30 protein-coding genes are annotated in these 26,705 nt (G+C 69.3%); 16 read left to right on the top strand and 14 right to left on the bottom strand.

Annotation, left to right across the window (positions count from 1 at the left end; all coding sequences use genetic code 11):
* Positions 1-4 precede the first annotated feature (4 nt).
* From ccmD to ACSQ2H_RS01185, 3 genes are all read left to right on the top strand, one after another.
* Positions 5-151 (top strand): heme exporter protein CcmD, encoded by a 147-nt coding sequence (gene ccmD, locus ACSQ2H_RS01195; protein WP_436059656.1) that lies wholly within the window; start codon positions 5-7, stop codon positions 149-151.
* Positions 148-666, top strand: coding sequence for a DsbE family thiol:disulfide interchange protein (locus ACSQ2H_RS01190; protein ID WP_436059655.1), 519 nt, complete (start codon positions 148-150; stop codon positions 664-666). Before ccmD ends, ACSQ2H_RS01190 begins: the two co-directional genes overlap by 4 nt.
* A 63-nt stretch (positions 667-729) precedes the next feature.
* Positions 730-984 carry a hypothetical protein gene (locus tag ACSQ2H_RS01185; protein ID WP_436059654.1) on the top strand — a complete coding sequence of 85 codons (255 nt, stop codon included), beginning with the start codon at positions 730-732 and terminating at the stop codon, positions 982-984.
* Between the two features lie 7 nt (positions 985-991).
* On the opposite strand, the gene ACSQ2H_RS01180 is transcribed toward ACSQ2H_RS01185, so the two are convergent.
* From ACSQ2H_RS01180 to ftsY, 3 genes are all read right to left on the bottom strand, one after another.
* On the bottom strand, positions 992-1,582 hold the full coding sequence (locus ACSQ2H_RS01180) for a MarR family winged helix-turn-helix transcriptional regulator (RefSeq protein WP_436059653.1): 591 nt from the start codon (positions 1,580-1,582) through the stop codon (positions 992-994).
* Positions 1,583-1,687: 105 nt separating this feature from the next.
* Complete coding sequence (locus ACSQ2H_RS01175) at positions 1,688-2,296, bottom strand: inner membrane-spanning protein YciB (RefSeq protein ID WP_436059652.1); 609 nt, start codon at positions 2,294-2,296, stop codon at positions 1,688-1,690.
* Positions 2,293-3,228 carry a signal recognition particle-docking protein FtsY gene (gene ftsY, locus ACSQ2H_RS01170; RefSeq protein WP_436059651.1) on the bottom strand — a complete coding sequence of 312 codons (936 nt, stop codon included), beginning with the start codon at positions 3,226-3,228 and terminating at the stop codon, positions 2,293-2,295. The genes ACSQ2H_RS01175 and ftsY overlap by 4 nt, the downstream gene beginning before the upstream one ends.
* Before the next feature lie 47 nt (positions 3,229-3,275).
* On the opposite strand from ftsY, the gene ACSQ2H_RS01165 reads away from it, so the two are divergent.
* Positions 3,276-3,899, top strand: a complete 624-nt coding sequence (locus ACSQ2H_RS01165; protein WP_436059650.1) for a trimeric intracellular cation channel family protein — start codon at positions 3,276-3,278, stop codon at positions 3,897-3,899.
* A gap of 4 nt (positions 3,900-3,903) precedes the next feature.
* On the opposite strand, the gene mtaB is transcribed toward ACSQ2H_RS01165, so the two are convergent.
* Together mtaB and dapF are read right to left on the bottom strand one after the other, a co-directional pair.
* Entirely contained in the window at positions 3,904-5,205 is a 1,302-nt protein-coding gene (gene mtaB / locus ACSQ2H_RS01160) for a tRNA (N(6)-L-threonylcarbamoyladenosine(37)-C(2))-methylthiotransferase MtaB (protein ID WP_436059649.1), read from the bottom strand.
* Positions 5,202-6,029 carry a diaminopimelate epimerase gene (gene dapF / locus ACSQ2H_RS01155; protein ID WP_436059648.1) on the bottom strand — a complete coding sequence of 276 codons (828 nt, stop codon included), beginning with the start codon at positions 6,027-6,029 and terminating at the stop codon, positions 5,202-5,204. Before dapF ends, mtaB begins: the two co-directional genes overlap by 4 nt.
* Positions 6,030-6,104: 75 nt before the next feature.
* Between dapF and ACSQ2H_RS01150 the strand changes: the two genes are divergently transcribed.
* On the top strand, positions 6,105-8,162 hold the full coding sequence (locus tag ACSQ2H_RS01150) for a prolyl oligopeptidase family serine peptidase (protein ID WP_436059647.1): 2,058 nt from the start codon (positions 6,105-6,107) through the stop codon (positions 8,160-8,162).
* 132 nt (positions 8,163-8,294) lie between these two features.
* On the opposite strand, the gene ACSQ2H_RS01145 is transcribed toward ACSQ2H_RS01150, so the two are convergent.
* Positions 8,295-10,550 carry a TonB-dependent receptor plug domain-containing protein gene (locus ACSQ2H_RS01145; RefSeq protein WP_436059646.1) on the bottom strand — a complete coding sequence of 752 codons (2,256 nt, stop codon included), beginning with the start codon at positions 10,548-10,550 and terminating at the stop codon, positions 8,295-8,297.
* Positions 10,551-10,750: 200 nt separating this feature from the next.
* Here ACSQ2H_RS01145 and ACSQ2H_RS01140 point away from each other — a divergent pair, with 200 nt between their 5' ends.
* A complete protein-coding gene (locus ACSQ2H_RS01140) occupies positions 10,751-11,740 on the top strand; it encodes a phytase (protein WP_436059645.1) in 990 nt (329 codons plus the stop codon).
* Between the two features lie 150 nt (positions 11,741-11,890).
* Here ACSQ2H_RS01140 and ACSQ2H_RS01135 read toward each other — a convergent pair whose 3' ends face one another.
* The 3 genes from ACSQ2H_RS01135 to ACSQ2H_RS01125 form a co-directional block, all read right to left on the bottom strand.
* Complete coding sequence (locus ACSQ2H_RS01135) at positions 11,891-12,178, bottom strand: DUF2218 domain-containing protein (protein WP_436059644.1); 288 nt, start codon at positions 12,176-12,178, stop codon at positions 11,891-11,893.
* Positions 12,179-12,192: 14 nt separating this feature from the next.
* Entirely contained in the window at positions 12,193-12,771 is a 579-nt protein-coding gene (locus ACSQ2H_RS01130) for a PadR family transcriptional regulator (RefSeq protein WP_436059643.1), read from the bottom strand.
* An 87-nt stretch (positions 12,772-12,858) separates the two neighbouring features.
* Positions 12,859-13,755, bottom strand: a complete 897-nt coding sequence (locus ACSQ2H_RS01125; RefSeq protein ID WP_436059642.1) for a hydrogen peroxide-inducible genes activator — start codon at positions 13,753-13,755, stop codon at positions 12,859-12,861.
* Positions 13,756-13,876: 121 nt separating this feature from the next.
* Here ACSQ2H_RS01125 and ACSQ2H_RS01120 point away from each other — a divergent pair, with 121 nt between their 5' ends.
* The 4 genes from ACSQ2H_RS01120 (at position 13,877) to ACSQ2H_RS01105 (ending at position 16,272) form a co-directional block, all read left to right on the top strand.
* Positions 13,877-14,431 (top strand): peroxiredoxin, encoded by a 555-nt coding sequence (locus ACSQ2H_RS01120; RefSeq protein WP_293404576.1) that lies wholly within the window; start codon positions 13,877-13,879, stop codon positions 14,429-14,431.
* A 166-nt stretch (positions 14,432-14,597) separates the two neighbouring features.
* Positions 14,598-15,134, top strand: a complete 537-nt coding sequence (locus ACSQ2H_RS01115; protein ID WP_436059641.1) for a carboxymuconolactone decarboxylase family protein — start codon at positions 14,598-14,600, stop codon at positions 15,132-15,134.
* A 96-nt stretch (positions 15,135-15,230) separates the two neighbouring features.
* On the top strand, positions 15,231-15,812 hold the full coding sequence (locus ACSQ2H_RS01110) for an NUDIX domain-containing protein (RefSeq protein WP_436059640.1): 582 nt from the start codon (positions 15,231-15,233) through the stop codon (positions 15,810-15,812).
* 67 nt (positions 15,813-15,879) lie between these two features.
* A complete protein-coding gene (locus ACSQ2H_RS01105) occupies positions 15,880-16,272 on the top strand; it encodes an iron chaperone (RefSeq protein WP_436059639.1) in 393 nt (130 codons plus the stop codon).
* Here ACSQ2H_RS01105 and ACSQ2H_RS01100 read toward each other — a convergent pair.
* Entirely contained in the window at positions 16,269-17,720 is a 1,452-nt protein-coding gene (locus tag ACSQ2H_RS01100) for a PLP-dependent aminotransferase family protein (protein WP_436059638.1), read from the bottom strand. The two genes, ACSQ2H_RS01105 and ACSQ2H_RS01100, sit on opposite strands and share 4 nt — an antisense overlap.
* Positions 17,721-17,822: 102 nt before the next feature.
* Between ACSQ2H_RS01100 and ACSQ2H_RS01095 the strand changes: the two genes are divergently transcribed.
* Positions 17,823-18,515 carry a pyridoxamine 5'-phosphate oxidase family protein gene (locus ACSQ2H_RS01095; protein ID WP_436059637.1) on the top strand — a complete coding sequence of 231 codons (693 nt, stop codon included), beginning with the start codon at positions 17,823-17,825 and terminating at the stop codon, positions 18,513-18,515.
* 130 nt (positions 18,516-18,645) lie between these two features.
* On the opposite strand, the gene ACSQ2H_RS01090 is transcribed toward ACSQ2H_RS01095, so the two are convergent.
* Positions 18,646-19,170 carry an ATPase gene (locus ACSQ2H_RS01090; protein WP_436059636.1) on the bottom strand — a complete coding sequence of 175 codons (525 nt, stop codon included), beginning with the start codon at positions 19,168-19,170 and terminating at the stop codon, positions 18,646-18,648.
* A gap of 121 nt (positions 19,171-19,291) precedes the next feature.
* Positions 19,292-20,143, bottom strand: coding sequence for a glutamate racemase (locus ACSQ2H_RS01085; RefSeq protein WP_436059635.1), 852 nt, complete (start codon positions 20,141-20,143; stop codon positions 19,292-19,294).
* Positions 20,144-20,361: 218 nt separating this feature from the next.
* Between ACSQ2H_RS01085 and ACSQ2H_RS01080 the strand changes: the two genes are divergently transcribed.
* From ACSQ2H_RS01080 to ACSQ2H_RS01070, 3 genes are all read left to right on the top strand, one after another.
* Positions 20,362-20,619, top strand: coding sequence for a hypothetical protein (locus ACSQ2H_RS01080; RefSeq protein WP_436059634.1), 258 nt, complete (start codon positions 20,362-20,364; stop codon positions 20,617-20,619).
* Positions 20,620-20,633: 14 nt separating this feature from the next.
* Positions 20,634-21,293 carry a TetR/AcrR family transcriptional regulator gene (locus ACSQ2H_RS01075; protein WP_183775206.1) on the top strand — a complete coding sequence of 220 codons (660 nt, stop codon included), beginning with the start codon at positions 20,634-20,636 and terminating at the stop codon, positions 21,291-21,293.
* A gap of 85 nt (positions 21,294-21,378) precedes the next feature.
* Complete coding sequence (locus ACSQ2H_RS01070) at positions 21,379-23,502, top strand: M3 family metallopeptidase (RefSeq protein ID WP_436059633.1); 2,124 nt, start codon at positions 21,379-21,381, stop codon at positions 23,500-23,502.
* 45 nt (positions 23,503-23,547) lie between these two features.
* Here ACSQ2H_RS01070 and ACSQ2H_RS01065 read toward each other — a convergent pair whose 3' ends face one another.
* Both ACSQ2H_RS01065 and ACSQ2H_RS01060 read right to left on the bottom strand, forming a co-directional pair.
* The gene (locus ACSQ2H_RS01065; protein ID WP_436059632.1) at positions 23,548-24,027 is read right to left on the bottom strand and encodes a COG3650 family protein; all 480 of its coding nucleotides are present in this window, start codon (positions 24,025-24,027) and stop codon (positions 23,548-23,550) included.
* 15 nt (positions 24,028-24,042) lie between these two features.
* Entirely contained in the window at positions 24,043-24,483 is a 441-nt protein-coding gene (locus ACSQ2H_RS01060; RefSeq protein WP_436059631.1) for a hypothetical protein, read from the bottom strand.
* A gap of 21 nt (positions 24,484-24,504) precedes the next feature.
* Between ACSQ2H_RS01060 and ACSQ2H_RS01055 the strand changes: the two genes are divergently transcribed.
* Entirely contained in the window at positions 24,505-25,632 is a 1,128-nt protein-coding gene (locus ACSQ2H_RS01055; RefSeq protein ID WP_436059630.1) for a DNA cytosine methyltransferase, read from the top strand.
* Between the two features lie 89 nt (positions 25,633-25,721).
* Positions 25,722-26,702 carry a cysteine synthase A gene (gene cysK, locus ACSQ2H_RS01050; protein WP_436059629.1) on the top strand — a complete coding sequence of 327 codons (981 nt, stop codon included), beginning with the start codon at positions 25,722-25,724 and terminating at the stop codon, positions 26,700-26,702.
* The last annotated feature ends 3 nt before the right edge of the window (positions 26,703-26,705 follow it).

The following is a 26,705-nucleotide window of genomic DNA, read 5'->3' as shown; positions in this document are numbered from 1 at the left end:
TCCGATGCTCGATCTCGACGCCGGAAAGTACGCGATCTACGTGTGGCCGGCCTACGGCCTGACGGCGCTCGTCTTCATCGGCATGATCGTCTTCACCCTGCGCCAGTCGCGCACCTGGCGCCGTCGCGCCGAGCAGCAGGACGGCAAGTGAACCGCACCCTCGCCTTCCTGCCGCTGGCCGCGCTGCTGGCGCTCGGCCTGCTGTTCGGCCTCTATTCGCTCAAGCGCGATCCCCAGGTTCAGCCCGACGCCCTGGTCGGCAAGCCGCTGCCCGACCTGACCCTGCCGACGCTCGACACCGGCCGGCCGGTCCGCCTGCACGACGCCGCCCAGCCGGCCCCGGTGCTGGTCAATATCTTCGCCTCGTGGTGCGCTCCTTGCGAGATCGAGCACCCGGTGCTGGTCGACCTGAAGAAGCAGGGCGTGCGCATCGTCGGCGTGGCCTACAAGGACGCGCCGGAGAACACCAAGGCCTTCATCGGCCGGCTCGGCGACCCCTATTCCGAGCGCCTGGTCGACCGCGACGGCCGCGCCGGCATCGACCTCGGCGTCACCGGCGTGCCCGAGACCTATCTGGTCGGCCCCGGCGGCACGATCCTGGCCAAGCACACCGGGCCGCTCACCCCGGAAAAAGCGCGCGAGCTGTTGGCCAAGGCCCCGCGTTAACCAATCCTTGAGGCGGCGCAACGAAACCTCGCCAAGGTTCCGTTAACCATAGTTGCGCCGCCCGTGAGCACGATCCGCCCGCCGATCTTCCCGACGCCCCAGCCGCAGGCCCAACCGACGGCGCCGACGCGCAACAGCGCCCAGCAGGCGTTCTTCGCCGCGGCGATGGGGCGTCCGACGGCCGCTCAGGCGCAGCCGCAGGTGCAAGGCCAGCCCCAGGCGCCGGCCGCGCCGGCGCAACGCATGCCCGCCTCGCTGCCGGCCGACCCGCCGCAGAGAATCCTGCGTCCGGGCTCGATCCTGGACATCCGGGTCTGAAGCGCGGCTAGGCCGCCTTCTTGAGCTTCTTCTTCTTGGACTTGTCGGCCTTGTCGGCCTTGGCCTTCTTCGGCTTCTCGGCCTTGTCCGCCTTGGATTTCTTGGCCGGCGCGGCGATCGGCACCGGCGCTGCGGCCGCCTCGTCGGCGGCGCGGATCAGCTCGCGCAGTCCCGTCGTCAGCGCCTCGCGCTTGGCGGTCGACAGCAGCCGCAGCAATCGCGCATCCGCCGCCGCCATCTTCGGCTTGGCCTCGGCCAGGGCCAGGCGTCCAGCTTGGGTCAGGCTGACCGCGTTGGCGCGGGCGTCGGCGGTCGAGCGCTGGCGCTCCAGCAGGCCCTTGACGATCATCCGCGCGACCATGTCGGCCAGGGTCGAGCGATCGATGCCGGTGGTCCGCACCAGATCGGTCTGGGTCAGACCCTCATAGGCCTCGACCGCAGCCAGCACCGCATATTGCCGCTGAGTGACGCCGCCCTCGCCCTGCTCGTCACCATAGATGTCGAGGGCCAGCTGCAACGCCCGGTGCAGCAGATGACTGGGCGACTTCTCGAGGGCCGGCAGGCCCTTCTTCTTGTCCTGGGACTTCGACTTGGCCATCCGGTTCCACCCCCGCCTGTCGACACGCCTGGACGCTACCGGCGTACGGTGTCGATTTGACGACACATGGTCAGTGGACGGCGCCGGCGCCAGGGGCGCCGAAAGCTATTCGACGTGGGGCGGCGGCGGCTCGTCGGTCTTGGCGTACTTCATCATCAGCGGCACCTGGGCGAACCCGAACAGCACGGTGAGGATCAGCAGGCCCGGGAAGCGGAACACCACCCAGACGTCGTCGGGCTGGGTGCGCCAGACGAACTCGTTCAACGCCGCCAGCGCCAGGAAGAACAGGCCGTAGTTCAGGGTCAGCTTGCGCCAGCCCTCGTCCGGCATCTTCACGGCGTCGCCCAGCAGCAGCTTCAGCGGGTTCTTGCGCAGGATCAGCCCGCCCAGCAGCGCCACGCCGAACAGGGTGTTCATCACCGTCGGCTTCAGCTTCACGAAGCGCACGTCGTGGAAGAACAGGGTCAGGCCGCCGAACACCAGGGCCGCGCCGCCGGCGATCAGCGGGAAGGGGGCGATGCGCTTCTCGAACACGAACCCGACGACCAGGCCGAGGACCGATCCGCCGACCAGCCACCAGGTCGCCTGGACCAGCGCCTCCTGCGAGGTCATGCCGCCGCCGCGGTTCAGGAAGAAGCCGATCAGGAACGCGACCAGGCCGCCGTAGTCGACGACGCCGCGGACCCACCTGCGTGCGTTGGGGGAAAGCTTCATGCCTCGTCGAGTCCCACCAGGGTGCGGGCGAAGGCGCGCGCCTTGAACGGCTGGAGATCGTCGATCCCCTCGCCGACGCCGATGAGTTTGATGGGGCTGTCGGACGCCTGGGCCACCGGCACCAGCACGCCGCCGCGTGCCGTGCCGTCCAGTTTGGTCATGACGATGCCCGACACCCCGATCTGGTTGCCGAAGATGTTTTCCTGGGCCAGCGCGTTGCGGCCGACCGTGGCGTCCAGCACCAGCAGCGTCTCGTGCGGAGCCTCGGGCTCGACCTTCTTGACCACCCGGATGACCTTGAGCAGCTCGTCCATCAGGCCCTGCTTGTTCTGCAGACGGCCGGCGGTGTCGATCAGCACGACGTCGTAGTTCTCGGCCTTGGCGCGCTCGATGGCGTCGAAGGCCAGGCCCGCCGCGTCCGAGCCCGTGGGCCGCGACATGAAATCGGCGCCCGAGCGTTCGGCCCAGACCTTCAGCTGCTCGACCGCAGCGGCGCGGAACGTGTCGCCGGCGACGACCAGCACCTTGGCCCCGCGGCCGACGAGGTCGGCGGCGATCTTGCCGAGGGTCGTGGTCTTGCCCGAGCCGTTGACGCCGATGAACATGACCACGTACGGGCGCGGCCCGGTCAGCGGCGTGAACTCACCCTCGCGGCTTTCCAGCTCGGCGCCGATGGCTTCGGCCAGGGCTTCCTTGATCTCTTGCTCGTCGACGCTCTTGCCGAACTTCTCCTCGGCGAAGCGCTGGGTGATGCGCGCAGCCGAGTGCGGGCCGAGATCGGCCTCGATCAGCATCTCTTCTAGCTCGTCGAGCTTGGCTTGGTCCAGCGGCTGCTTGGTGAAGGTGGAGACCACCTGTTCCGTCATCTGCTTCGACGAGCGTGACAGCCCGGCGGTCAGACGTTGGAACCAGCCCTTCTTCGGTTCGGTCATGGGCCGCTTCTAGCTCGTCAAAGGGTTGCGCGATAGAGGATGAAGCCATGGACGCGCTCGCCACAGCCTTCGCCTGGTTCGACTACGCCGCCGTCGCCGTGTTCGGCGCCACCGGGGCGCTGGCGGCGGCCCAGCGCAAGCATGACATCGTCACCTTCGCATTCTTCGCGGCGGTCACCGGGGTCGGCGGCGGGACACTGCGCGACCTGCTGCTGGACGCCCCGGTGTTCTGGGTCGGTCGCCCGGACTACCTGATCGTCTGCCTGGCCGCGGCGGGCGCGGTCTGGATCTTCGGCACCGGCAGCGCGCGGATGAAGGTGCTGCTGTGGTTCGACGCCCTGGGCATGGCCGCCTACAGCGTGATCGGCGCGGCCAAGGCGCTGTCGCTGGGCGCGCCGCCCTTCTCGGCCCTGGTGATGGGCGTGCTGACCGCTTGCTTCGGCGGCATCATCCGCGACGTGCTGGCGGGCGAGCCCTCGGTGCTGCTGCGGCGCGAGATCTATGTCACCTGCGCCCTGATCGGGGCGGCGGTCTATGTGGTGCTGGACACGCTGGGCCTACGCGACGTCTGGACCGGCCTGCTCGGCTTCGCCGCAGCGTTCGCGGTACGGGCCGGCGCCATCCACTACGGATGGACGCTGCCAGCCTTCCCGGGGCGCGGAACGACCTGACGGCCTAGGAAACCCGCGCCAGCGCCTTGCCGCCGTCGTGGCCGTGGACGGCCAACGCCGCCACCGACCCGACGCTCGCCTCGCCTTCGAAGGCAATCTCGGTGAAGTCCTCTGCCCGCGCCACGCCCGGGCGTTCGACCAGCCCCAGCAAGGTGCGGCCGACCTGACGATCCAGGTGGCGGACCAGCGCCGCCTCGCCCGCCGCGCGCAGGCGCGCGGCGCGCGCCTTGATCACCGGCCGCTGCAGCTGCGGCATCCGCGCCGCCGGGGTGCCGGGGCGCGGGCTGAACGGAAAGACGTGCAGGAACGAGAGCTCGGCCTCCTCGACCAGGCGCAGCGTGTTCTCGAACATCTCGTCGGTTTCGGTCGGGAAGCCGGCGATCAGGTCGGCGCCGAAGGCGACGTCCGGGCGAACCGCGCGCACATCCGCGACCAGCTTCAGCGCGTCGGTGCGATTGTGACGGCGCTTCATGCGCTTGAGGATCATGTCGTCGCCGGCCTGCAGCGACAGGTGCAGGTAGGGCATCAGCCGGCGGTCCTCGGCCAGCACCCGCATCAGGTCCGGATCGATCTCGGCCGCGTCGATCGACGACAGTCGCAGCCGCGGCAGGTCCGGGACCAGCTTCAGGATCCGCGCGACCAGCTGGCCGAGGGTCGGCTGGCCCGGCAAGTCGGCGCCCCAGCTGGTCACGTCGACGCCGGTCAGCACCACTTCCTGATAGCCCTGGGCGGCCAGCTTGCGGACCTGTTCGACCACCTCGCCGGCCGGGGCCGAGCGCGAGTTTCCGCGGCCGTACGGGATGATGCAGAAGGTGCAGCGATGGTCGCAGCCGTTCTGGACCTCGACATAGGCGCGGGCGCGATCCTTCAGGCCGTCGATCAGGTGACCGGCGGTCTCGCGCACGCTCATGATGTCGTTGACGCGGACCTTGCCCTCCGGGACCTGGTCGGCATAGGCGCCGGCCTGTGACTTCTCGGCGTTGCCGAGCACCAGGTCGACCTCGTCCATCGCCGCGAAGGCGGCCGGATCGATCTGCGCTGCGCAGCCGGTGACGATCAGCTTGGCGCCTGGGTTCTCGCGCCGGGCCTTGCGGATCGCCTGGCGCGCCTGGCGCACGGCCTCGTTGGTCACCGCGCAGGTGTTGAAGACGATGGCGTCCTTCAGCCCGTCCTCGGCGGCGCGCGCGCGGATGACCTCGCTCTCATAGGCGTTGAGGCGGCAGCCGAAGGTGACGATGTCGACGCCGCCGGGCTCGGCCTTGCGGTGGACGACCGCGAAGTCGCCCTCGGGCGCGTCATGGCTCACGGCAGGGTTCCGGTGAAATCGACCTGGGCGGGCCCGGTCATGATCACATGGCCGTCGCTCTCGCGCCACTCGATGACCAGTTCGCCGCCGTCCAGCACCAGGGTCGCCTTGCGGTCGACCAGGCCGCGGCGGAACGAGGCGACCAGCGCCGCGCAGGCGCCGGTGCCGCAAGCCTTGGTCAGGCCCGCGCCGCGTTCCCAGACCTTCAGCCGGATGCGATCGCGGGCGACGATCTGGGCGAAGCCGACATTGACCCCCTCGGGGAACAGCCGGTGATGTTCGATCATCGGGCCGACCTGGGTGACGGGCGCGGTCTCGGCGTCCGGCACGAAGAACACCACGTGCGGATTGCCCATCGAGACGCAGCCCGGCGTGTGCAGGATCGGATCGTCGATCGGGCCGACCTGCAGCTCTATGCCGCGGGTATCCATCTCTTCTTCCAGCGGGATCTGCCGCCAGTCGAGGCCCGGCTCGCCCATGTCGACGCTGACGATCTTGTCGCCGGCGCGGGTCGCGGTCAGCAGGCCGCCCTGGGTTTCGATCACCGCCTGGTCGGCGCCGGAGGCCTCCATCAGCAGCCAGCCGACGCAGCGGCTGGCGTTGCCGCAGGCCCCGACCTCGTCACCGTCGGCGTTCCAGAACCGCACGCGAGCGTCAGCTTTCGCCGACGGCTCTATAGAAACCAGCTGATCGCAGCCGACGCCGGACTGGCGATCGGCGATCGCGCGCACCTCCGCCGCGGTGGGCGCGAAGGGGGCGGTGCGGGCCTCGACCACGACGAAGTCGTTGCCGAGCCCGTTCATCTTCAGGAACGGACGGCTCATGGCCGGGGCTATATAGGCGAGCTGCGATCACCTTGCACGCGACAAGCCCAGCCTGCCCCGCTAAGCGTAACGGCCATGAAGCTTGTTACAGCAGCGCTTTTCGGCGCTCTCCTCACCGCGCCGGCCGCCGCGTTCGCCCAACCCGCCGACCCATTCATCTGGCTCGAAGACATCGACAGCCCCCGGGCGATGGCCTGGGTCGAGGCCCAGAACGCCAAGACCCTGGCGCGGCTGGAGGGCGACGCCCGCTACCAGACCTTCCTCACCGAAGGCCGCGCGATCTTCACCGCCACCGACCGCATCCCCAAGCCCGTCTTCCGGGCCGGCGGCGTCGACAACTTCTGGCAGGACGCGGCCAACACCCACGGCGTCTGGCGTCACGCCAGCCTGGCGTCCTATCGCACCGCCGCCCCGGCCTGGGACGTCGTGCTGGACGTCGACAAGCTGGCCAAGGACGAAGGCCGCAACTGGTTCTGGAAGGGCGCGACCTGCCTGAAGCCGGACGAGAGCATCTGCCTGGTGCGGCTGTCGAACGGCGGCGGCGACGCGGTCGAGCTGCGCGAGTTCGACACCAGGACCAAGACCTTCGTCGAGGGCGGCTTCCGCTCGCCCGAGGGCAAGCAGGGCGCCGAGTGGATCGACCGCGACACCCTGGTCGCCTGGCGCGAATGGACGCCCGGCGAGGTCACCGCCTCGGGCTACGCCAACGTGGTCAAGATCCTCAAGCGCACCGGCGAGGCCACCGAGATCTTCCGCGGTGAAAAGTCCGACGTCTGGGCCAACGCCAGCGTGCTGCGCGGCGAGGGCGGCAGGACCGACGGGGTGCTGATCCAGCGCGGCCTGACCTTCTTCGAGTCCGACTACTCGCTTTATGTCGACGGTCATCTGACCCCCGTCGCTCTGCCGAAAAAGGCCCAGTTCCAGGCCTATGTGGACGGGCGGATGATCTTCACCCTGCAGGAGGCCTGGAACGGCTTCGGAAACGGGGCGCTGATCGCCTACGACCCCAAGGACCTGACCGCCAAGCCGGCGCTGGTCTTCCAGCCCGGTCCGCGCCAGGCGATCCAGACCGTCACCGACACCAAGGGCCTGCTGGCGGTCGAGCTGCTGGAGGACGTGAAGGGCGCGGTCGACATCTACGACCTGAAGGCCGGCAAGTGGACCGTCCGTCGCCTGGCCCTGCCCAAGGGCGAGACGCTGTCGATCATCTCCACCTCCGGCAAGGACGATCAGCTGTTCGTCGGGGCCGAAGGCTTCCTGACCCCGTCGAGCCTGTGGCTGGCCGACGGCGCCACCGGCAAGGCGCAGAAGCTCAAGTCGCTGCCGGCCCGGTTCGACGCCAGCAGGGACCAGGTCGACCAGTTCTGGGCGACCTCCTCCGACGGGACCAAGATCCCCTACTTCGTGGTCCGCCCGAAGGCCGCCAAGCTGGACGGGTCGATCCCGACCATCATGTACGGCTACGGCGGCTTCGAAGTCGCCAAGCCGCCGATCTACATCCCGGAGATGGGCAAGATCTGGCTGGAGCGCGGCGGCGCCTATGTCATCGCCAACATCCGCGGCGGCGGCGAGTTCGGTCCGGCCTGGCACCAGTCGGTGCTGCGCGAGAAGCGCCAGCTGGCCTTCGACGACTTCGCCGCGGTGGCCCGCGACCTGGAGGCGCGCAAGATCACCTCGCCGCGCCGGCTGGGCATCTACGGCCGCTCGAACGGCGGGGTGCTGACCACCGTCTCGCTGACCCAGCATCCGGAGCTGTGGAACGCCGTGGTGGTCGAGAGCCCGCTGGTCGACATGCTGCGCTACCACAAGCTCTCGGCCGGGGCCTCGTGGGTCGGCGAGTACGGGAACCCGGACGTGCCCGAGGACCACGCCTTCATCGCCAAGTACGACGGCTACCTGAACCTGAAGCCTGGCCAGAAATATCCCGAGCCGTACGTGACCACGAACACGCGCGACGACCGGGTGCACCCCGGCCACGCCCGCAAGTTCGCCGCCAAGATGGAGGCTCTCGGCTACCCCTACCTCTATTTCGAGAACACCTTCGGGGGGCACTCGAACGACGCCGACCCGGAGATGAACGCCAAGCGCTGGGCCCGGCACTACGTGTACCTGGCCCAGAAGCTGATGGACTAAAGACGGCCAATTCCTCCCCCGCTGGGGGAGGTGGCGCGCGTAGCGCGACGGAGGGGGCCTGCAGAGTCAGCAGCCCCCTCACCCGGCCTTCCGGCCGGGAGCTCCCCCAGAGGGGGAGCAATTGACGGCGTCCTAGAACGCGTAGCGGCCCACCAGCTGGAAGACCGGGCCGGCCTTCTCGCTCTCGACCTCGTACTCGTCGAAGTCGCGGTTCAGCTGGTCCTCGAGAGTCGTGAACTTGTTAAAGGTCTCGTCCTTCTTGGCGTCCAGCAGGTTCGAGCCGGTCAGGCGCAGCACGAAGTTCTGGCCGAAGCGCTTCTCGACGAACACCTCGAGATCGGCGCCGTAGCTGGTGGTGACCTCCTCGCCGACGATGCGGCCGAAGGCGTCGCCCTGCTTGCGGTAGGTGGCCCCGAACGCCGCGCCCCAGGTCGGCAGGTCCTGGATGAAGCCGACGTTGAACACGTACTTCGACTGATCGTTGAACCGGCGCGAGCCGAAGTCGTCGTCGATATCGCTGTCGAGCCAGGAGTAGTTGAGGAACACGCCGGTGTGCTCCATCCCGAACATGGTCAGCGGGGTCGAGAGGTCGAGCTCGACGCCCCAGACCGAACCATCGCCGGCGTTGCGGGCGGTGAGCAGGAAGGTGTCCTCGCCCTCGCTGCCCTCGATCCCGGTGTTGGCCGTTTCGATCAGGTCAGAGACCTTGCGATAAAAGACGTTGACCCCGGCGACGCCGCGGGTCCCGATCCGGCGCTCATACCCGAGGTCGAGACCCCAGGCGGTCTCCGGCTTCAGGTCCGGGTTGCCGACGAAGTCGTTGTCGCCCATCTCGGCCAGCAGCACGGCCGGCGAGATCTGGCCAAAGCCCGGCCGGCGCACGGTGCGCGCCACCGAGGCGTTGATCCGGTCGTCTTCCGACAGGCTGTAGCGGATGTGCGCCGAGGGCAGCAGGAACTGGTAGTCCTTCTCGACGCTGCGGTCGGCGGCCGGCGCGGTTTCGTCGGTGATCTTGCTGCTGGTCGTCTCGTAGCGCAGGCCCGCTTCCCACTTCAGGGAGTCCTGGCCGCCGGAGAACATCAGGTAGGGATCGATCCGGGTTTCCTCGATCTTGTTGACCCCGCCCGGGACCGGCAGGAACGGGCCGTACTCGCCCGGCAGCGTCGGCCGCGCGGCCGGCGGATTGGGAATGGTCACCCGGTTGCGGTCGGTGACGATGTCGGTGTCGCGGTTCTTGTCGACGAACTGCACGCCGAATTCGACCGTCGCAAAGCCGAGGTCGCGCTCGTGCTCGACCGCCAGCGACAGCTCCTTGTCCTTCAGCCGCGACTTGGTGAGGTCGCCGGTGAAGCGGTCGTCGTCGGGATAGGGGTTGGAGTCGCGGAGGTATTCGTACTCCTCCTCGATCTCGTCCTGCCGGTCGTCGAACAGCGCGTAACCCGCCTTGAAGCGGGTCTTGCCGCCGAACATCTCGCGCGTGAACTTGCCGTTCAGCGACCAGTTGTCGGTGGTGATGTCGACGTTGTTGTCATTGGTGACCGAGAGGTCGACCGGGCGCACGCGGCCGGCGACATATTCCAGCGAGTCCTCGTCGGCGAAGCGGTCGGTGCGCACGAACAGGCCCGACAGCTCCAGGTCGCCGCCGGCCACCGGGACCTCGTAGGCGGCGTTGAACGAATAGTCCGTGCCGTTGCGGGTGTCGGTCTGCAGTTCGATGTTATCGAGCGTTCCGCCGGGCTCGTCGTAGCGCCAGCTCTGCTTGATCTTCGGATTGCGGCGGCCCTGGACGCTGGCGCCGACCAGCAGCCGGCCGGGGCCGACCTCGCCCGACCACACGCCGCCGAGGGTTTCGCGCACCCGGCCATCGTCGAGCAGGATCGCGCCGGCGCGCAGATAGCCGCCGTCGAAGGTCTGGGCGTCGCGCAGCACGATGTTCAGGGCGCCGGCCACGGCGTCGCCGCTGCGGTTGGCGCTGGCTGAGCGCACCACCTCGATGCGCTCGATCAGTTCGGCCGGGATGCGGTCGACGAAGAACGAACGGTCGAGGCCAGCGCCCGGCACCCGCTCGCCGTTGATCAGGATCTGGGTGTAGCCGGGATCGAGGCCGCGCAGCCGCGCCCCGTCGCTCTCCAGGATGTCGGACAGGAAGGCGACGCTCGGCACGCGCTTCATGGCGTCGCCGGCGGTCAGCGGTTCGAAGCGCTGGAAGTACTCCAGCCCATAGGACAGGGCCGGCGCGACCGTCTCGGTACGGTCGCGGAAGGCGATCTCGCCGGTGACGATCAGTTCCGAAACCGGCGTGGCGTCGGCCGCGTCGTCGGCCAGGGCGGGCGTGGCGAGCGCAAGCGGAGCCATCGCCGCGCAGGCGAGTAGAGAAAGTCGCGTCATGGGGTCCCCCGACAGGCGAGGCGGTTGACCGGCCCCGCGCAGCATGATTTGCAGCGCAGGGGATATATCTTGCACGCGGAGCGGGGCTAGTGACGGTTTTTAAGCAGAATATTTTCGGTTTTGTGACAGTGGTCGCAATTTCATCCCTCGCCGTGGGGTGCGCCGCCATCGACTCGGAGAGCGTCTCCGACTCTGCCGGCATGACCCTGGGAACCGGCACGCCGGTGGTCGCCGCGGGTGAGACCGCGGCGGTCGGCACCACCGCCCGCGACGCCGCCGACGATCCGGAAATCTGGGCCGATCCGCGCGATCCCTCGCGCGGCGCGATCTTCGGCACCGACAAGAAGGCCGGGCTCTACGTCTACGACCTGGCCGGCAAGGACCTGCAGTACCTGCCTGAGGGTCCGCTGAACAATGTCGACCTGCGCGACGGCTTCGTCGTGAACGGCAAGTCGCAGGTGCTGGTCGGCGCCAGCGACCGCCGGGGCTCCATCACCTTCTACCTGCTCGACCCCGACAGCCTGGTGGTGACGCCCTGGGGCCGCACCCCGGTCAAGGTCAGCGAGCCCTACGGCTTCTGCATGGGCAAGGCGGGCGGCCAGATGGTCGCGGTGATGGTCGGCAAGGACGGCGACGTCGCCCAGTTCACGGTCGCCGACCAGGGCGGCAAGCCGGCGGTGACGCTGACCCGCAGCTTCGCGGTCGGCTCGCAGTCGGAAGGCTGCGTCGTCGACGACGTCGCCGGCGTGCTCTACGTGGCCGAAGAGGCCAAGGGCATCTGGCGCTACAGCCTCGATCCCGCCAGCGGCGGGGCCCGCAGCCATTTCGCGCCCGCCCCCAGCGACATCCTCAAGCCGGACGTCGAGGGCCTGAGCCTGCTGCGCGACGCCGGCAAGACCTACCTGCTGGCCTCCAGCCAGGGCGACAGCGCCTTTGCGGTGTGGCGGGTGGACGGCAGCGAGCCGACCTATGCCGGTCGCTTCTCGGTGGTTCCGGGCAATGGGGTCGACGCGGTCACCGGCACCGACGGCATCGCCGCCCTGGGCGGCCCGGTCGGCGCCTTCCCCGAGGGTCTGATCGTGGTGCAGGACGACGCCGACACCGACGGCGAGACCACCGGGCCGCGCGCCCGCCAGAACTTCAAGCTGGTCGACTGGCGTACGGTGAAGACGGCGCTGGGGATCAACTAGGGGATGGATGCTCCCCTTCTGGGGGAGCTGTCAGCCTCAGGCTGACTGAGGGGGACTTCGACTCACGACAGTGAGAGCGGTCCCCCTCCGTCTCGCCGCTGCGCGGCGAGCCACCTCCCCCACGAGGGGAGGATCTTTGGCGTCAGCAGCTCACGCGCCGCGCCGCCACTCCACGGCCATGTCGGGTTCGCGGAAGGCGAAGCGCTTGAGGTGGCTGTCCATCACCGTCTCCAGTCGCGCCAGGCTGTCGGAATCCCCGGCCCGGGCGACCATCATCAGGGTCTCAGGCGCCGCCCGCAGCGCCGCCTCGCCCATCTCGAAGGTGATCTTGCCCTCGTGGTCGTTCCACTCGGCCGGGACCTTGTGACCGAAGTGCTTGCAGAGCTGCACCATGTAGCGGCCGGCGTGGGCGGTCGGAACGGTGGCGCTCGATTTCATGACGGCCTCCATGGTCAGGCCTTCTCGATCTTGGCGACCGCGTCGTCGATGGCCGCGACGATCGCGTCCATCTGGGCGTCGGTCGGCTTTTCGCCCGACAGCTTGACCCGCAGGGCCATGGCCAGGTTCTGCATGGCCCGGGCCACGCGGGGCGAGGAGCGCGGCGAGGATTCCGCCGCTTCGTCCAGCCGAGCGAAAACCGCGTCCACCGCCGGCTTGTTCCGCTCCAGCGCTTCCAGGCCGGTCTCGGTGATCTCGAAGGCCTTGCGGCCGCCCTCGGCGCCGGTCGGGCGGGCGAAGCCCTCGTCTTCCAGCAGGCTGAGGGTCGGATAGATCACCCCGGGGCTCGGCCGATACGACCCGCCGGTGCGCTCTTCGAGGGCGCGGATCAGTTCGTAGCCGTGGCTCGGCTTGTCCTTGAGCAGCGCCAGGATGACGAAGCGCAGGTCGCCGTGCTCCAGCAGCCGGCCGATACGCGGGCCGCCGCGATCGCGACCGCCCCAGTGTTCGCCGCCGCGGCCGAAGCCGCCGCCGCCGAAGGGCCCGCGGCCCCGATGCTCGCGATGAGCCTTCCAATGATGATGTCGATGCATTTTCGATCCTATTTAGATATGTCGTAATCGCAGATATATCGAAGGCGGATCGGAATTCAAGATATATCTAAGATGTTTTTTGGATCGTCAGGTGCGCAGGGTCTCGGCCAGCAGCCGCCCTTCGGCCGCCCGGCTGGAGCCCGAACGCCAGGCGACGACGATCTCGCGGCTCGGATGGTCGGCCTCGAGCGGCATCACCGCCACGTCCGCCGCCTCGGTCAGGCCCGCGGCGACCGCCATCGCCGGCAGGAAGGTGACGCCCAGGCCCGAACCGACCATCTGCACCAGGGTCGGCAGCGAGGTCGCGGCGAAGGCTTCCTCCTCGCCGGTGGCGCGCGGCGGCCGCAGCCCGCAGGCGGCCAGGGCGTGGTCGCGCAGGCAGTGCCCGTCCTCCAGCAGGATCAGGTCGTCGCTCTCCAGGGCCGAGGGCGGGGCCGCCGCCTCGCTGGCGAGCGGGTGGCTGCGCGGCAGGGCGGCCAGCAACTCGTCGTCGGACACGTGAGCATGGGCCAGGCCGCTCATGTCGTAGGGCAAGGCGATCAGCGCCGCATCCAGCTGGCCGGCCTTCAGCAGCGCGATCAGTCGGTGGGTCAGGTCCTCGCGCAGATAGAGCCGCAGCTTCGGGAAGCGCGTGCGCAGCAGCGGCAGCGCCCGCGGCAGCAGGAACGGGGCGACGGTGGGGATCACCCCCAGCCGGAAGCGGCCGGTCAGCGGCTGGCCGGCGTTGCGGGCCGACTGCACCAGCTCCTCGGCCTCGTTGAGGATGGTGGTGGCCTTGCCCAGCGCCACCTCGCCGACCGCGGTCAGGATCACCCCCGAGCGCGCGCGGTCGACCACCGGGCCGCCGAGGATCTTCTCCAGTTCCTGCACGCCGGCCGACAGGGTGGGCTGGGTGACGTGGGCGGCGTCGGCGGCGCGGCCGAAGGAGCCGTGCTCGGCCAGGAGCTTGAGGTACTGGAGCTGTCGCAGGGTCGGGAGGTTCATAGGCCCAAGATAGGAAATATCTATCCGAAAGCCAGAAACTATCGATTGGCCTTTTGTGCGCTGCAGCACTATCTCCACGCCACGGCTTCGGCCGACCAGTTCATTTCATTTGGAGAGATCGATGCTCGGCGTTGGTGAAAAGCTTCCGGAATTCAAGGTCGTCGGCGTGAAGCCGAAGTTCAACCGTCACGAAGAAAACGGCGAAAGCGCCTTCGAGACCGTCACCAACGAATCGTTCCCCGGCAAGTGGAAGGTCATCTTCTTCTACCCGAAGGACTTCACCTTCGTTTGCCCGACCGAAATCGCCGAGTTCGCCCGTCTGAACTCGCAGTTCGAAGAGCGCGACACCGTCGTCCTCGGCGGCTCGACCGACAACGAGCACTCCAAGCTCGGCTGGCGTCGTGAGCATCCGGACCTGAACAGCCTGGCCATCTGGAACTTCGCCGACAACAGCGGCAAGTTCGCCCGCGCCCTCGGCGTGCTGAACGAAGACGAGGGCGTCGCGCTGCGCGCCACCTTCGTGGTCGACCCGCACAACGTCGTGCAGCACGTCTACGTGACCAACCTGAACGTGGGCCGCGCTCCGGCCGACACCCTGCGCGTCCTCGACGCGCTGCAAACCGACGAACTCTGCCCGTGCAACCGCGCGGTCGGCGGCGAGACCCTGGCGGCCTAAAGGCCTCCAGCGCCAGGGCGGGTCGCAAGATCCGCCCCACGCTGTCTTGAACGCCCGGGCGTGCGCTCCTCCCCGCGCCGCCCGGGCGCCTCTTTCTTCTTTATCCAGGCGTAAGCGTCGCCGAGACTGGCGGACGCCTTTGCACGCCTAAAGTTTGGAGAACGCCATGTCGCTCGACGCCCTGCGCGAGACGCTGCCCGCCTACGCCAAGGACCTCAGCCTCAATCTGTCGAGCCTGGCCAACGAGACCCTGCTCACCGACCAGCAGAAGTGGGGCGCCTTCGTCGCCTCGGCCCACGCCGTGGGCACGCCGGCGGTGATCAAGGCGGTCGACGCCGCCGCCGCCGCCGCCGGCCTCTCGCCGGAAGCTGCGACCGCGGCCAAGGCCGCCGCGGCGATCATGGGCATGAACAACGTCTACTATCGCTCGCTGCACCTGCTCTCGAACCCCGAGTACAAGACCCTGCCGGCCAAGCTGCGGATGAACATCCTGGCCAACCCCGGCGTCGACAAGGTCGACTTCGAGCTGTGGTCGACCGCGGTCTCGGCCATCAACGGCTGCGGCATGTGCCTGGACGCCCACGAGTCGGAGCTGAAGAAGCACGGCATGCCGAACACCTCGATCCAGGCCGCCCTGCGCATCGGCGCGGTGGTCAACGCGGTCAGCCGCGTGGTCGCCGCCGAGGCCGCCTCGGCCGCCTGACGCCCCCACATCGACGGACGTCCTTTCCGCCCGCCCGGCCCATAGCCAGGCGGGCGGAATCGTTTCCGAATGCCGCCTCCATCGAGGAGGCGCGCCATGTCCGTGTCAGATCGCATCCGGGTGCGCGACGTGCGCCTGCTGTCCGACAACTGGTATGTGCTGAAGGCCACGACCTTCGACTGGCGGCGGGCCGACGGCAGCTGGCAGACCCAGAGCCGCGAGACCTACGACCGCGGCAACGGCGCGGCGCTGCTGCCCTACAACCTCGCCGCCCGCACCGTCGTCCTGACCCGGCAGTTCCGCTATCCGGCCTATGTGAACGGGCATGACGATCTGCTGATCGAGGCGGCCGCCGGCCTGCTCGACGACGCCTCGCCGGAGGAGCGCATCCGCGCCGAGGTCGAGGAGGAGACCGGCTACCGGCTCGGCGAGATCCGCAAGATCTTCGAGTGCTTCATGAGCCCTGGCTCGGTGACCGAGAAGCTGCACTTCTTCGTCGCCGAATACGACGCCGCCATGCGGGTCGGCGACGGCGGCGGGCTGGAAAGCGAGGGCGAGGAGATCGGCGTCCTGGAGCTGCCGTTCGACCAAGCCATGGCGATGATCGAGAGCGGCGAGATCGCCGACGCCAAGACCATCATGCTGCTGCAGTATGCGGCGCTGAACATTTTCCGCTGATCGGCCTGTCGGCGGGCGCGCTGCAGGATCGTCATTCTGGGACGCAGGTGCGTGCAGGAAGGATCCCATGGCCGAGAAGCCCGCCACCATCGACGCCTATCTGGCCCGCGTGCCGGCCGACCAGCGCGCCGCACTGCAGCACCTGCGGGAAGTCATCCGCTCGGCCGCGCCGGATGCGCAGGAGCTGATCAGCTACCAGATCCCGACCTTCAAGCAGGACGGCATGCTGGTCGCGTTCGCGGCGGCGAAGGCGCACTGCGCGCTCTACGCCCTGCACCCGGCCCTGATCGAAGCCCACGCCGAGGCGCTGAAGGACTTCAGCACCAGCACCGGCACGATCCGCTTCACCCCCGAACGTCCGATCCCCGACGACCTCGTACGACAGCTGGTGACCGAGCGGCTGGCGGAAAACGCCGCCACAGTCGCGGCGCGCAAGGCCCGCAAAGCGCGGAAGGCCTAGACCTCCAGCGCTCGCGCCAGCCGCGCCACGCCGGGCGCCATCATCCGCTCCGGGAAGCCCGAGAAGCCCAGCATCAGGCCCTGGCGCGGCGGCGCCTGGCGATAGAGCCGGCTGATCGCCCGCACGCTGACCCCGCCCGCTGCGGCTGCCGCCTCGACTTCGAGGTCCGAGCCGTTCCCCTTCAGATAGGCGATCAGGGTCATGCCCTGGTCAGGCACGTCGACGTCCAGCAGGTGACCGAGCTGGTCCTGCAGGGCGCCGGCCAGCGCGTCGCGTTGCGCCTTGTAGGCCAGCCGCCGGCGGCGGATGTGGGCGGCGAAATGGCCCTCGCGGAAGAAGTCCAGGACGATCGCCTGGGTCAGGGTCGGCGGCTGGCGGTCCATCAGCTGGCGGGCGTTGGCCAGGGCCGCGGCCAGCGGCTTGGGGGCGACCATGTAGCCCATGCGCAGCCCCGGAAAGAGCGCCTTGTTGAGCGTGCCGACATAGATCACCCGCTCGCCGCCATCGAGGCCCTGCAGCGATTCCAGCGCCGGGCCCGAGTAGCGGAACTCCGAGGCGTAGTCGTCCTCGACGATCCAGGCGCCGGCCGCCCGCGCCCAGGCCAGCAGCTCCATGCGCCGGCCCATCGAGAGCGTCATGCCGAGCGGATACTGGTGCGAGGGGGTGACGAAGGCCACGCGGGCGTCGGGGGCCGCCTCGACCCCGGCGGCGACGACGATCCCATGGCGGTCGACCGACGCATGAAAGATGTCGGCCCCCATCGCCGCCAGTGCGTGGCGGGTGGCCGGGTAGCCCGGATCCTCCATCCACACCTTGTCGCCGTCCTTGAGCAGCACGCGGGCGGCGATGTCGACCGCGTGCTGCGCCCCTGCCGTGACAATCACCTGGTCGGGTTCGCAGATCACCCCGCGTGCGGCCCGCAGGTAGTCGCTGATCGCCGCGCGCAGAGCGCGGTCGCCGCGCGGATCGGAATAGCCGAAGTGAACCGGGTCGAGGTGGCGCAGCGCCCGCCGGGTCGAACGCGACCAGGCGTCCAGGGCGCGGGCGTCCAGCAAGGTGCGCCCCGACGTGAACAGCCGCTGCTCGGGCTGCGGCGTCGGCAGCGCCGCCTCGTCCAGTTCGCGGACCCGCGGGGGCAGCAACGACGGTTCTTGTGCGCCCGGCGGCGTCGGCTTCAGCTCGGCGACGCCGGAAAGATCGCCTGAGACGTAGGTGCCCGATCCCGGCCGCCCGACCGCATACCCCTCGGCGAGCAGCAGGTCGTAGGCGGCCACCACCGAGGCCCGCGCCACGCCCAGGCGGCGGGCGAAGTCGCGGCTGGACGGCAGCCGTTCGCCCGGTTTCAGCGCGCTCTGCACGATCGCTCCACGGACCTGGTCATAGATCTGGCGGATCACCGGCTCGCCGGCCTGCGGCCCCCGCCAGGGATAGATGTCGGCCCAGCTCATTCAGCGTGCTCCGCGCGAAGTGGTCTGAACAAATAGACGATACTGGATCGCCACGACAGTCCGCCGTCACGGTAGACCAAGAGCCGAGAGGAGAGCCGTCGCATGAGCAGCTTCACCCAGACCCCGCGCTCGCGGGCCCGGCGCAAGCCCGACCGCGCCGCCTATGACGAGGAGACGGTGTTCGCCGTCCTCGACGCCGGCCTGCTCTGCCACGTCGGCTACGTCATCGACGGCCAGCCGTTCGTCACCCCGACGACCTACTGGCGCGAAGGCCGCAAGCTCTACTGGCACGGCTCGGCCGCCAGCCGGATGCTGAAGGCCCAGGGCTGCGGCCTGCCGGTCTGCGTGACCGTGACCCACGTCGACGGACTGGTGCTGGCCCGTTCCGGCATCGCCCACTCGATGAACTACCGCTCGGTGATGGCCTTCGGCCGCGCCCGGCTGATCGAGGGGCTGGCCGCTCGCCGCGCGGCGATGGAGGCGTTCATCGACCGGCTCTATCCCGAGCGCTCGGCCGAACTGCGCCCGGCGACCGACAACGAGATCCTGCAGATCGGCCTGGTCGAGATGACCATCGAGGAGGCCAGCGCCAAGCAGCGCGACGGCGGCGTCAACCGCATGGCGGCCGACGAGGACTGGAACGCCTGGAGCGGGGTGATCCCGGTCGAGACCCGGCTCGGCGCGCCGATGGCCGACGCCCAGCAGAGCGCCGGCGCGGCGCCGTCTCGCAGCCTTGGCCTCTACGAGCCGGGCGCACGCCTCGACGAGGTGCTGACCAAGGCCGCGCGGGGTTAGGCTCAAATTTCTCCCCCACTGGGGGAGCTGTCAGCCGAAGGGCTGACTGAGGGGGCTTGCCTAAGTCAGCAGTCCCCCTCCGTCTCGGCGCGTTGCGCCGATCCACCTCCCCCAGCGGGAGAGGAATTCGTCACTGCGGCTTGCCGGTCTCGACGTAGGTCTTGAGCCGCGCGACCTGCTCGCCGAGCACGCCGTCGACGGGCGCGGCCCAGGTCTGGGCCAGGCCGCCCCTGGCGTAGCCGCCGACGTCGTAGGTCAGGGTCAGCTGCGTCTTGTTCGGATCGCTGGTCTTGCCGAACGCCAGGCCCAGATGCCCGCTCGCCCCGGTGGTCGCCAACGGGCCCAGGGCCCCGGCCAGCCGCAGCGCGTCGGGCCCGGAATAGGCCAGGGTCATGTGGCGCACGAAGCCGTCAGGCAGCTTCTCGCAGAAGCACCCGGCCGCATCGATCGACAGGTTCTTGGCGTCGCCGGAATAGGTGTGGCTGCTGTTCCACCACCTGCCGATGTCCAGCGCCGCGGCGCGGACCTTGGCCGGCGCCGCGGCGATCTCGACGACGTGGCGCACCTGAAATCCGGCCGGTCCCTGATCGGCGACCTCGGCCTGCGCAGAACCGGCCGCCAGCAGCAGCGCGGCGGCGATCCCTAGCGTTTTCATGGTCTTGGCCTCCCTGGACCCTTTCCGCATCAGCTAACTGATGCGGGCAAAAAGGGTCCATCTTCAAGTATTTAGAGCGTGACGGTCGCTTCAACCGGCCGCCACTTGAAGCTGTCACGCTCTAAGCCTTCTCGAAGCTTAGCGGCCCTCCCCAGAAGGTCTCAACCAGCAAGTTCTGCGCGCCCGGCTCGCCGGTGGTGATGAACCGCCGCCCGGCGCTCTCGCCGGTGCGGTACTCCGGATGTTTCGCGATGTACGCCTCCAGCGCATCGGCGGTCGCCTGCGGCTGGTGGATCAACGGCGTCCCCGGCTTCAGGGCGGCGCGGAAGATGTCGGCGATGATTTCGTAGTGGGTGCAGCCGAGGATCGCCCGGTCCGGAGCGCGGCCGACCCGGGTCGTCACCGCCGCCACGTGCGCCTCGACCGCCTGTGCCAGCTCGACGGCCCCGGCGCCGTTCTCGATCATCCGCGCCAGTTCGGGGCAGGGCTCGGCGAACACCGCCACGTCCTGGCGGCGCTTGTCGATCTCGATCTCATAGACCCGCGAACGCGCCGTGGCCGGGGTGCAGAACACCGCCAGGATGTCGAGTTTTTCGACCTTGTCGCCGCGCCGCTCGGCCTCGTGCTCCCAGGGCATGCCGGTGGCCGCCTCGATGGTCGGGACGATGATGCCGAGGATGTTGACCGGCCGGCCCAGCGCCTTGCGGTAGCCCGGCAGCCAGGTCTGCTGCAGCCGCCGCAGCGCGATGGCCGAGGCGGTGTTGCAGGCCAGCACGACCAGATCGCAGCCGAGCTCGAACAACTGCTCGCAGCCGGCCCGGGTCAGCTCGACGATCTCCTCGCCGGTCCGCCCGCCGTACGGCGCGTTGGCCTGGTCGCCCAGATAGATGAAGTCGGCCTGCGGCAGCCGCTGCACGAGCGCGCGGTGCACGGAGAGCCCGCCCACGCCGGAATCGAAGACGCCAATGGCCATGTCCCTGGATGTAACCGGGCCGGCGGCGGCCGTCCATGTGGGCGTTCACCGAACTGCGAGATTTCAAATTGACAATCTTGTCAGGCTGACATATCTGTCAAATCAAGCGTTGCAGTGTGGTGTGTAAACCCAGCGGACGGCCCGAGACGCAGGCCGGCCGCGCGTATTCCTTTTTCCCCAGCGTCGCCCGCCAACCTGGACCCGAAAACCTAGCAGCCATGGCCCTCCCCGCCCGCGCCCCCACCTCTCCCGACGCCCCGTCGCCGACCTGGCAGATCGGGGTGGAGGTCGACCTCGCCACCGCGCTCGCCTTGTCGCGCGCGACCACCCGCGCCCTGCTCGAGCTCTCCCCGCTTGCGCATCGCGAAATCACCGCCGCCCTGGAACACGAGATCGACGTGCTCGAACGCCAGAGCGATCCCCTGTCGCTCGCCGCCGCCAACGCGGTGCGCCAGTACCTGCCCGAGGCCGCCTGACTCCCCGGCGTCCCATGCGGGTCAATCTCGAGGCCCGGGCCGCGGCGGCCGAGCAGCGCAAGGCGCAAACGCGCGAGCGCCTGCTCGAGGCCGCCATCGCGGTCATCGGCGAGAAGGGCCCCGACGCCTGCTCGATCGAGGACTTCGTGGCCGCGGCCGACGTCTCCCGCGGCACCTTCTACAATTACTTCCCGACCGCCGAGGACCTGCTGCGGGCGGTGAGCCGCAAGATCATCGCGGCGATGACCGCGGTGCTCGACGCCCGGCTGCCGGCCAGCATGTCGGTGTCGCTGCGCCTGGCCACCCGCCTGCACAGCTACATCCTGTCGGTCAGCCGCGACCCGGCCTGGGGCTGGATGACCGCCCGCCTCGACGGCTCGCGCCTCGAACGCACCCCGGTGCTCGAGGCCAATCTCGACCTGATGTTCTATGAGGGCGTGTCGCGCGGCGAGTTCCGCGACATGGACCCGGCCGCGGTCCGCACCCTGGTGTTCGGCGCCAGCCGCATGGTCCAGCGCGACATCCTGATGGGTCTTTCCAGCCCCGAGCACGCCATCCAGGTGGTCGCCCTGGTGCTCAACGCGTGCGGCCGGCCCTACGAGTCGGCGCTGGCCGTCAGCCGCGAGGGCGCGTCCGTCGCCCTGGAGATCCAGGCCGTCCTCGACGCGGCCTGACGTCACATTACGACCGTGTCATGTGACGTTGGTGCGGCTTGACCTTAAGGTCGCCGCCTTCCGACCAATTCATCCTGGAGTCCTCATGAAACGGCGCACGTTCCTTGCCGCCTCCGGCGCGCTCGCCGCCGCCTCGGCCCTGCCCGCCGCCGCCTTCGCGCAAGGCGCCGCCGCGACCAGCGCCCTGACCGCCGCATGGACCGGCCCGTTCGGCGGCGTGCCCGCCTTCGACAAGGTCGCGGTCGCCGACTTCCCGGCCGCCTACGACCTGGCGATGAAGACCGAGCGGAGCGAAATCGACGCCATCGCCGCCAACCCCGCGCCGGCCGACTTCGACAACACCATCGCGGCGCTGGAGCGTTCCGGCGACCTGATCAACCGCGTCGGCATGTTCGGCGGCGTCTGGTCCTCGACGCTGTCGACCCCGGAGCTGCGCGCCCAGGAAAAGGTGCTGAACCCCAAGCTCGCCGCCCATAGCGACGAGACCCTGCAGAACGAGAAGCTCTTCGCCCGCATCGAGGCGGTCTACAACGACCGCGCCAAGCTGACCCCCGAGCAGCAGCGCCTAGCCTGGGTCTACTGGAACCGCTTCGTGCGCGCCGGCGCCAAGCTCTCGCCGGCCGACAAGAAGCGCGTGGCCCAGATCAACCAGGAACTGGCCGCCCTGTTCACCAGCTTCAGCCAGAACCTGCTGGCCGACGAGACCGACTACGTCCTCTACCTGCGCACCGAGAGCGAGCTGGCCGGCCTCCCCGACGACGTTCGCGCCGCCGCCGCCGCCGCCGCCGAGGAGCGCGGCAAGAAGGGCGAGTGGGCGATCCTCAACACCCGCTCGTCGATGGACCCGTTCCTGACCTATTCCAAGCGCCGCGACCTGCGCGAAAAGGTCTGGCGCACCTACTACAGCCGCGGCGACAACGGCGACGCCAAGGACAACAACGCCAACATCCAGAAGATCCTGAAGCTGCGCTTCGAGCGCGCCCAGCTGCTCGGCTATGCGACCCACGCCCACTGGCGGCTGGAGAACGCCATGGCCAAGACGCCGGAAGCGGCCATGGAGCTGATGACCCGCGTCTGGCCCTCGGCCATCGCCCGGGTCAAGGAAGAGGTCGCCGAGATGCAGGCGATCGCCGACAAGGAACGGGCCGGGATCAAGATCGAACCCTGGGACTACCGCTTCTACGCCGAGAAGGTCCGCGCCGCGCGCTACGACCTCGATATGAACGAGCTCAAGCCGTACATGCAGCTGGAGAAGCTGCGCGAGGGCATGTTCTGGGCGGCCGGCGAAGTCTACGGCTTCGAGTTCGAGCAGATCACCGACGTCCCCGTCGCCCACCCCGACATCCGCGTCTGGGAAGTGAAGAAGGCCGGCCAGCACATCGGCCTCTGGTACTTCGATCCCTATGCGCGGACCGGCAAGCGCTCGGGCGCCTGGATGAACGCCTATCGCCGCCAAGAGAAGTTCGACAAGCCGATCACGACGATCGTCTCCAACAACTCCAACTTCGTGAAGGGCGCGCCCGGCGAGCCGGTGCTGATCTCCTGGGACGACGCCGAGACCATGTTCCACGAGTTCGGTCACGCCATCCACGGCCTGAACTCGGACGTGAACTATCCTTCGCTGGCCGGCACCGCCGTGCCGCGCGACTACGTCGAGTTCCCGAGCCAGATCAACGAGCACTGGCTGCCGACCAAGCAGGTGCTGTCCAAGTTCGCCCTGCACTACAAGACCGGCGCGCCGATCCCGCAGGCGCTGGTCGACAAGCGCGAGCGGGCCCAGACCTTCCGTCAGGGCTTCGACGTCACCGAGTACCTGTCCTCGGCGCTGATCGACATGAAGCTGCATCTGGCCGGCGGGGCCGACATCGATCCCGACGCCTTCGAGCGCGACGAACTGGCCAAGCTCGGCATGCCGCACGAAGTGGTCATGCGCCACCGCACCCCGCAGTTCGGGCACGTCTTCGCCTCGGACGGCTACTCGGCCGGCTACTACAGCTACCTGTGGTCCGAGACCCTGGCGCTCGATGTCGTCGACGCGTTCAAGAGCTCGCCGGGCGGCATGTACGACAAGGCCATGGCCAAGAAGCTGCACGACAACGTCATGAGCGTCGGCAACTCGATCGATCCGGCGATCGCCTATCACACCCTGATGGGCCGCGACGTCGACGTGAAGGCCTACCTGCGCGACAAGGGCTTCCCGACCGCCTGACGGCGGCAGGCCGCAGCCCGGTTCGGCCGGGCTGCGGCGTCCCTGCTACTGGCCTTCCCGCGGCCGTTCCGCGGTCTTCACGGCGCAGCCCTTGTAGGTCGTGCCGCCCAGCGCGACCTCGGCGGCCAGCGGATAGACCAGGTCCGACATGCCGTCCGAGCAGCCGGCCTGCTCGCGCAGCGTGACCTTGATCGGCCGCGGGCCGTCGGCGTTCTCCCAGACCACCGCGCCGTTCACCGCCGAAGCGCCCTTGTTGGGGAAGGCGATGTTGGAGTCGGGGGTCGAGAACTCGATCTGGTTGTCGCGGATCCTCACCGCCCAGAACGGCTCGGTCCCGTGCGCGTCCAGGTCGCCCTGGAAGGCGGCCGGGAGCGCCGCGGCCGGCGGTGGAGCCGGAGCCGCGGCGGGCGCGACGGGCGCCGGCGCGGGCGCATCGGCCGGCGGCTGGGCCACCGAACCGTCGGGCGCCTGCGGCTGGCAGGCGGCGAGCGATACGGCGGCGAACGCCAGGAGGACAGCGCGCATCGAAGGGTCCTTTCGCTAGTGGTCCGCCGTCCGACCTTGCAGGCGTGAGGCGCAGCCCTGCAAGGTGGTCTCGCCGTATGTGACCATGGCCACATACGGATAGATCAGGTCGGAGGTTCCGTCCCGGCACTGTCCCTCATCCAGCAGAGTGACGATCAGAGCTTGGCCGTCCACCGTCGTCGACCAGACCGCGCGGTCCACCTCGTCCAGCACGCCGGGATTGTCGACCACCACCGGGGCGCGGCCGTCTTGATTCAGGGTCAGCTTGTCGGCGCGGATCTTCAGCGACCAGGGCGGGCGCATGCCGGCCGCATCGATGTCGCCCGCGAACAGGTTCTGCGGGGGCGGCGGCTCGTCGCTATGCTCGCCGCCGCCGCCCTGCCGTTGGCAGGCGCTCAGCGCCAGAACGGCGACTACGGCGATGAGCGCGCGTCGTATGATGGCGTCCGTACGCATGACGGTTAAACTTCCCTGCAGATGAGTCGGGCTCTCCACTTCTACGAGTTTTTTGCCGGCGGCGGCATGGCCCGCATCGGCCTTGGCGGCAACTGGACCTGCGCGTTCGCCAACGACTTCGATCGGCTCAAGGCCGCGACCTACCGCGCCAACTTCCCGGATGCCGAAGACCATCTGCACGAGGGCGACGTCTGGGCGATCGATCCGGCCGCCCTGCCGCCGCGTGTCGATCTGGCCTGGGCCTCCTCGCCCTGCCAGGACTTCAGCCTCGCCGGCGCCCGCGCCGGGCTGGCGGGCGGACGCTCGTCGGCCTTCTTCGGGTTCTGGCGGCTGGTCCAGGCGTTGGACGACGCCGCCCCCCGCGCCGTCGTCATCGAGAACGTCAGCGGCCTGCTCACCTCGCACGGCGGCGAGGACTTTATAGCCCTCTGCCAGGCGCTCGCCGATCAGGGCTACGCCTTCGGGGCGCTGGAGATCGACGCCGCCCGCTTCACCCCGCAGTCGCGTCCGCGGGTCTTCGTGGTCGCCACGCGCGAGCCGCCGGCGCCCGGACTGATCGGCGACAGCCCGTTCCAGACCCGTGCGGTGCGCGAGGCTCACGCCCGGCTGCCCGAGCATCTGGCCCGCCGCTGGATCTGGTGGCGTGGCGCCGCGCCCGCCGCCCGCAACACCGACCTCGCCGCCCTGCTCGAACCCGATGACGCCGTCGTCTGGCACGGACCGGACAAGACCGAGCGGCTGCTGGCGCTGATGGCGCCGCAACACCGGGCCAAGATCGAGGCCGCCCGCGCCGCGGGCAGCCGCCAGGTCGGCGCCGTCTTCCGGCGGATGCGGGTCGAGGACGGCCAGCGCGTACAGCGCGCCGAGGTCCGCTTCGACGGCCTGGCCGGCTGCCTGCGCACCCCGCGCGGCGGCTCTTCGCGCCAGACCCTGATGGTCGTCGAGAACGGCCAGGTCCGCAGCCGGCTGGTCTCGCCGCGCGAAGGCGCCCGCCTGATGGGTCTGCCCGACGGCTACGCCCTGCCGCGGGCCGCAACCGGCGCGCTGCACGTCGTCGGCGACGGGGTCGTGGTCCCGGTCGTGAGCTGGCTGGCCGAGCAAATCCTCGAACCGCTGCTCGACCGACGGGCGGCCGTCGCCGCCGAATAGCCAGGCTGGCCGACGAAACAGAAGAAGTGCGCTTCCAAATCTCTACTGGGCGCTTAGGTTGGCGGCACAGCTAAACCGACGAGAGAGCCATGGCCGACTCCACCTACGACGCAGCCCGCTACAAGCGTTCCGGCCGCGGCAAGATCTTCGACTCCGTCATCGACCTGATCGGCGACACCCCGCTGGTCCGCCTGCCGAACCTGACCAAGGCGCTGAAGCCCAAGGGCGAGGTCGTCGCCAAGCTGGAGTTCTTCAACCCGCTGGCCTCGGTCAAGGACCGCATCGGCGTGGCGATGATCGAGTGGCTGGAAGCCACCGGCAACCTGAAGCCGGGCGGTTCGATCGTCGAACCGACCAGCGGCAACACCGGCATCGCCCTGGCCTTCGTCGCCGCCTCCAAGGGCTATCCGATCACCCTGGTCATGCCGGAAAGCATGTCGATCGAGCGTCGCAAGATGCTGCTGATCCTCGGCGCCAAGCTCGAGCTGACTCCGGCCGAACGCGGCATGGCCGGCGCCGTCGCCCGCGCCAAGGAAATCGTCGAGGCCACGCCGGGCGCGGTCATGCCCCAGCAGTTCGACAACGAGGCCAACCCGCTGATCCACCGGGTCTCGACGGCCGAGGAAATCTGGAACGACACCGACGGCAAGGTCGACGCGGTGATTTCCGGGGTCGGCACCGGCGGCACCATCACCGGCATCGGCCAGGTGCTGAAGGCCCGCAAGCCTGGCCTGAAGATGGTCGCGGTCGAGCCCGAGGCCTCGCCCGTGCTGTCCGGCGGCCAGCCCGCCCCGCACAAGATCCAGGGCATCGGCGCCGGCTTCGTGCCCGCGATCCTCGACCGCGGCGTGATCGACGAGATCATCCAGGTGTCGAACGACGACAGCTTCGCCATGGCCCGCCGCGTGGCCAAGGAAGAGGGCCTGCCGGTCGGCATCTCGTCGGGCGCGGCCCTGACCGCCGCCTTCGACCTGGCGTCGCGCGACGAATACGCCGGCAAGCTGATCGTGGCGATCATTCCCAGCTTCGCCGAGCGCTACCTCTCCACCGCGCTGTTCGAAGGGCTCTAAGCC

This window comes from Phenylobacterium sp. LjRoot97, from assembly GCF_964254345.1.
Classification (GTDB): domain Bacteria; phylum Pseudomonadota; class Alphaproteobacteria; order Caulobacterales; family Caulobacteraceae; genus Phenylobacterium.
Note: the sequence above shows the minus strand (reverse complement) of the source record. Positions and strands in the feature narration are given on the sequence as shown.